Genomic DNA, 3,247 nt, shown 5'->3' on the forward strand with positions numbered 1-3,247 from the left:
GGGGGAGCAGCGTCCAACCTTGCGAGTCGTTCGCGCTACATCCCGGCCGGTCTCGCCGCTAAAAGCCGGGCATGAGCACGCCCAAGGGTCTTTCCGCCGTCGAGACCGCCGCCCTCACCCGGCGGGTGACGATGCTGTCGGTGGCGACCGCCGGCGTGCTGGTCAGCATCAAGGCCATCGCCTGGATGGCCTCGGGCTCGGTGGCTCTGCTGGCCTCCATGGCCGATTCCGGCCTCGACCTGGTCGCCTCCCTGATCACCTTCTTCGCGGTCCGCTACGCCGCCGTCCCGCCGGATGACGAGCACCGCTTCGGCCATGGCAAGGCCGAGGCCTTTTCCAGCCTGGTCCAGGCCGGTCTGGTCTTCGCCTCCGCCGCCCTGATCGGCCAGGAGGCCCTGCGCCACCTGGCCGCGCCGCATCCCCTGGCCCGGGAGGGCTGGGCCGTGGCGGTGATGGCGGTCTCGACCCTGCTCACCTTCCTGCTGATCGCCGCCCAGACCCGGGTGCTGAACCAGACCAGCTCCGTGGCGGTGTCCGGCGACCGGGCCCATTACGCCACCGACCTGGCCTCCAACATCATCGCCCTGATCGGCATCGCCGCCTCGGCGGTCATGGGCGTGAACGGCCTGGACGCCATCGCCGCCCTGGCGGTCACCGGCCTGTTGCTCTGGGGCGCGATCAGCGTGTTCCGCGAGGCCTCGCACCAGCTGATGGACCGCGAACTGCCGGAGGCCGACCGGCAACAGATCATCGCTCTGCTGACCGAGGACGGCCGCCTGACCGACGTTCACCAGCTGCGCACCCGCGCCTCGGGGCCCTACGTCCACATCCAGATGCATGTCGATCTCGACCCGGCGCTCAGCCTGGAGGAGGCCCATGCGGTGATGGTCGCCGCCGAGAAGCGGGTCCTGGCCCGGTTCCCCGCCGCCGACATCCTGATCCACCCCGACCCCCGCGGCCGCGCCGAACCCCACGGCGGCGCCTTCGCCGAGCTGCACGCCCACGGCTGACCTGGCGACGCCGCTCTCCCCAAAACGGGGACGAGAAAAACGTCGAAAGAGACCTCAGGCCGCAGGGCGCCGGCCACGAACAGGCCTAAGTAAACGTCAACTTAACGGGTCCGCGCCTTCATTCCGCTTTGCCCCAGCCTGCCTTGTTCATGAGCGACACCCGAACCCTCTTCCACTTCCCGCTTGATCCCGCTTCCCGCCAGGTCCGCCTGGCCCTGGGGGAAAAACGGCTGGCCTTCACCGAACAGGCGGTCCGCTACTGGGAGCGCCCGGCCGAGCTGGTGGCCCTGAACCCGTCCGGCCTGACCCCGGTGATGGTCGAGGGCGACCTGGTGCTGTGCGAGAGCCGCGCCATCCTCGACCACCTGGAAGAGACCTATCCCGAGCCGCCCCTGCTCGGCCGCGAGGCCAGCGAACGCGCCGAGGCCAGGCGCCTGCTGCAATGGTTCGACCGCAAGTTCGACTATGAGGTCGGCGGCTTCCTGCTGCACGAGAAGATGGAAAAGCGCCTGCTGGGCCTGGGCGCGCCCGATCTCGCCAGCCTGCGCCAGGGGCGCGAGGCCCTGCGCAGCCACCTGGTCTATATCGAAAGCCTGATCGGCCAGCGCGACTGGCTGGCCGGCCAGCGGCTGTCCATGGCCGATTTCGCCGCCGCCGCCCACCTGTCGGTCATCGACTATTTCGGCGATGTGCCCTGGAACGACTTCACCGGGGTCAAGACCTGGTACATGAAGTTGAAGTCGAGGCCGGCTTTCCGGCCGCTCCTGGCCGACCGTTGGCCCGGCCTCGCGCCGGCGCCCCATTATGACGATCTCGATTTCTGAAGCCGTCCGCAAACGGGCCCATGACCTGGGCTTCGATGTCTGCCGTTTCACCGAGGTGGAGAGCGCCTGGCCCGCCGGCGCCCGCCTGGCCGAATATGTCGCCCAGGGCCGCCACGGCGAGATGGACTGGATGGCGGAGACCCTGACGCGGCGGTCCCACCCCCGCGCCATGTGGCCCGCCGCCCGCTCGGCCGTGGTGCTGGGCATGAACTACGGGCCGCAGCACGATCCCCTGACCCTGCTCGACCATCCCACCCGGGGGGCGATCTCGGTCTATGCCCAGGGCGACGACTATCACGAGCTGATCAAGGGCCGGCTGAAGCAGCTGGCCTCGTTCATGGCCAGCCAGGGCGAGGGCGAGTTGAAGGTGTTCGTCGACACCGCCCCGCTGATGGAAAAGCCCCTGGCCGAGCGCGCCGGCCTCGGCTGGCAGGGCAAGCACACCAATCTGGTCAGCCGCGAGTTCGGCTCCTGGCTGTTCCTGGGCGTGATCCTCACCGAGCTCGCCCTGGCCCCGGACGCCGCCGGCCGGGACCATTGCGGCCAGTGCCAGGCCTGCCTGGACATCTGCCCGACCAAGGCCTTCCCGGCCCCCTATCAGCTCGACGCCCGGCGCTGCATCTCCTACCTGACCATCGAGCTCAAGGGCCCGATCCCGGTCGAGTTCCGCGCGGCCCTGGGCAACCGCATCTATGGCTGCGACGACTGCCTGGCGGTCTGCCCCTGGAACAAGTTCGCCACCAGCGCCCGCGAGAAACGCCTCCACGCCCGCCAGGCCCTGAAGGAGCCCCGGCTCAGCGACCTGGTGCAGCTGGACGACCCGACCTTCCGCCTGCTGTTCGCCAAGGGCCCGGTCAAGCGCATCGGCCGCGACCGCTTCATCCGCAACGTGCTCTACGCCATCGGCAACAGCGGCGACGCGGGCGCCACCGTGGTCGTCGAACCCCTGCTCTCCGACCCCGCCCCCGTGGTGCGCGGCGCGGCCGTCTGGGCCTTGTCACGGCTGCATGGGGCGGAAGCGTTCGAGACGCTGAGGCTGGCGCACCTGCCGGGCGAGCGGGACGAGGACGTCCGGGCGGAGTGGGCGATCCTCCCACTCCGGGAGGGACAGGCCGCGTAGCGGCCAGGGTGGGGAACGGCGGCCGCTAAGCCCCGGGCTTGCGCCCTGACAGCATCTCCACCGGCCCCAGCGCGCGCCGGGTCCTCAGCGGCCAGGGCACGCCGAGGGTCTCGACCAGCGCCTCGCGACGAAGGCCGTGCGTCGCCTCGACCACCGCCGCCAGGTCGCCCGGCGCGCCATAGTCCGCCGCGTCTCCGAACCGGTCGACCACCACGAAGACGCCCCCCGGCCGCAGCACCCGCAGCGCTTCGCTGAACGCCAGCAAGGGCCCGCGCATCTTGGCCCCGGCGGGC

Annotated in this window: 4 protein-coding genes; 3 read left to right on the forward strand and 1 reads right to left on the reverse strand. The window is 70.6% G+C overall.

Annotation, left to right across the window (positions count from 1 at the left end):
* The first annotated feature begins 71 nt into the window (after positions 1-71).
* The 3 genes from Q7P21_RS20300 (at position 72) to queG (ending at position 2,954) form a co-directional block, all read left to right on the forward strand.
* The gene (locus Q7P21_RS20300) at positions 72-1,010 is read left to right on the forward strand and encodes a cation diffusion facilitator family transporter (RefSeq protein WP_304180195.1); all 939 of its coding nucleotides are present in this window, start codon (positions 72-74) and stop codon (positions 1,008-1,010) included.
* A gap of 149 nt (positions 1,011-1,159) precedes the next feature.
* Positions 1,160-1,834, forward strand: coding sequence for a glutathione S-transferase family protein (locus tag Q7P21_RS20305; RefSeq protein WP_304165757.1), 675 nt, complete (start codon positions 1,160-1,162; stop codon positions 1,832-1,834).
* Positions 1,815-2,954 (forward strand): tRNA epoxyqueuosine(34) reductase QueG, encoded by a 1,140-nt coding sequence (queG, locus tag Q7P21_RS20310; RefSeq protein WP_304165754.1) that lies wholly within the window; start codon positions 1,815-1,817, stop codon positions 2,952-2,954. Before Q7P21_RS20305 ends, queG begins: the two co-directional genes overlap by 20 nt.
* A gap of 25 nt (positions 2,955-2,979) precedes the next feature.
* On the opposite strand, the gene Q7P21_RS20315 is transcribed toward queG, so the two are convergent.
* The coding region (locus tag Q7P21_RS20315) for a hypothetical protein (protein WP_304180200.1) at positions 2,980-3,247 on the reverse strand (268 nt) is incomplete at its 5' end.

This window comes from Phenylobacterium aquaticum, assembly GCF_947378715.1.
GTDB lineage: Bacteria > Pseudomonadota > Alphaproteobacteria > Caulobacterales > Caulobacteraceae > Phenylobacterium > Phenylobacterium aquaticum_A.

Excerpts from the sequence above, each read along its gene's own strand:
- Q7P21_RS20300 (WP_304180195.1), top strand. The coding sequence starts at position 72 with ATGAGCACGCCCAAGGGTCTTTCCGCCGTCGAGACCGCCGCCCTCACC.
- Q7P21_RS20305 (WP_304165757.1), top strand. The coding sequence starts at position 1,160 with ATGAGCGACACCCGAACCCTCTTCCACTTCCCGCTTGATCCCGCTTCC.
- queG (WP_304165754.1), top strand. The coding sequence starts at position 1,815 with ATGACGATCTCGATTTCTGAAGCCGTCCGCAAACGGGCCCATGACCTG.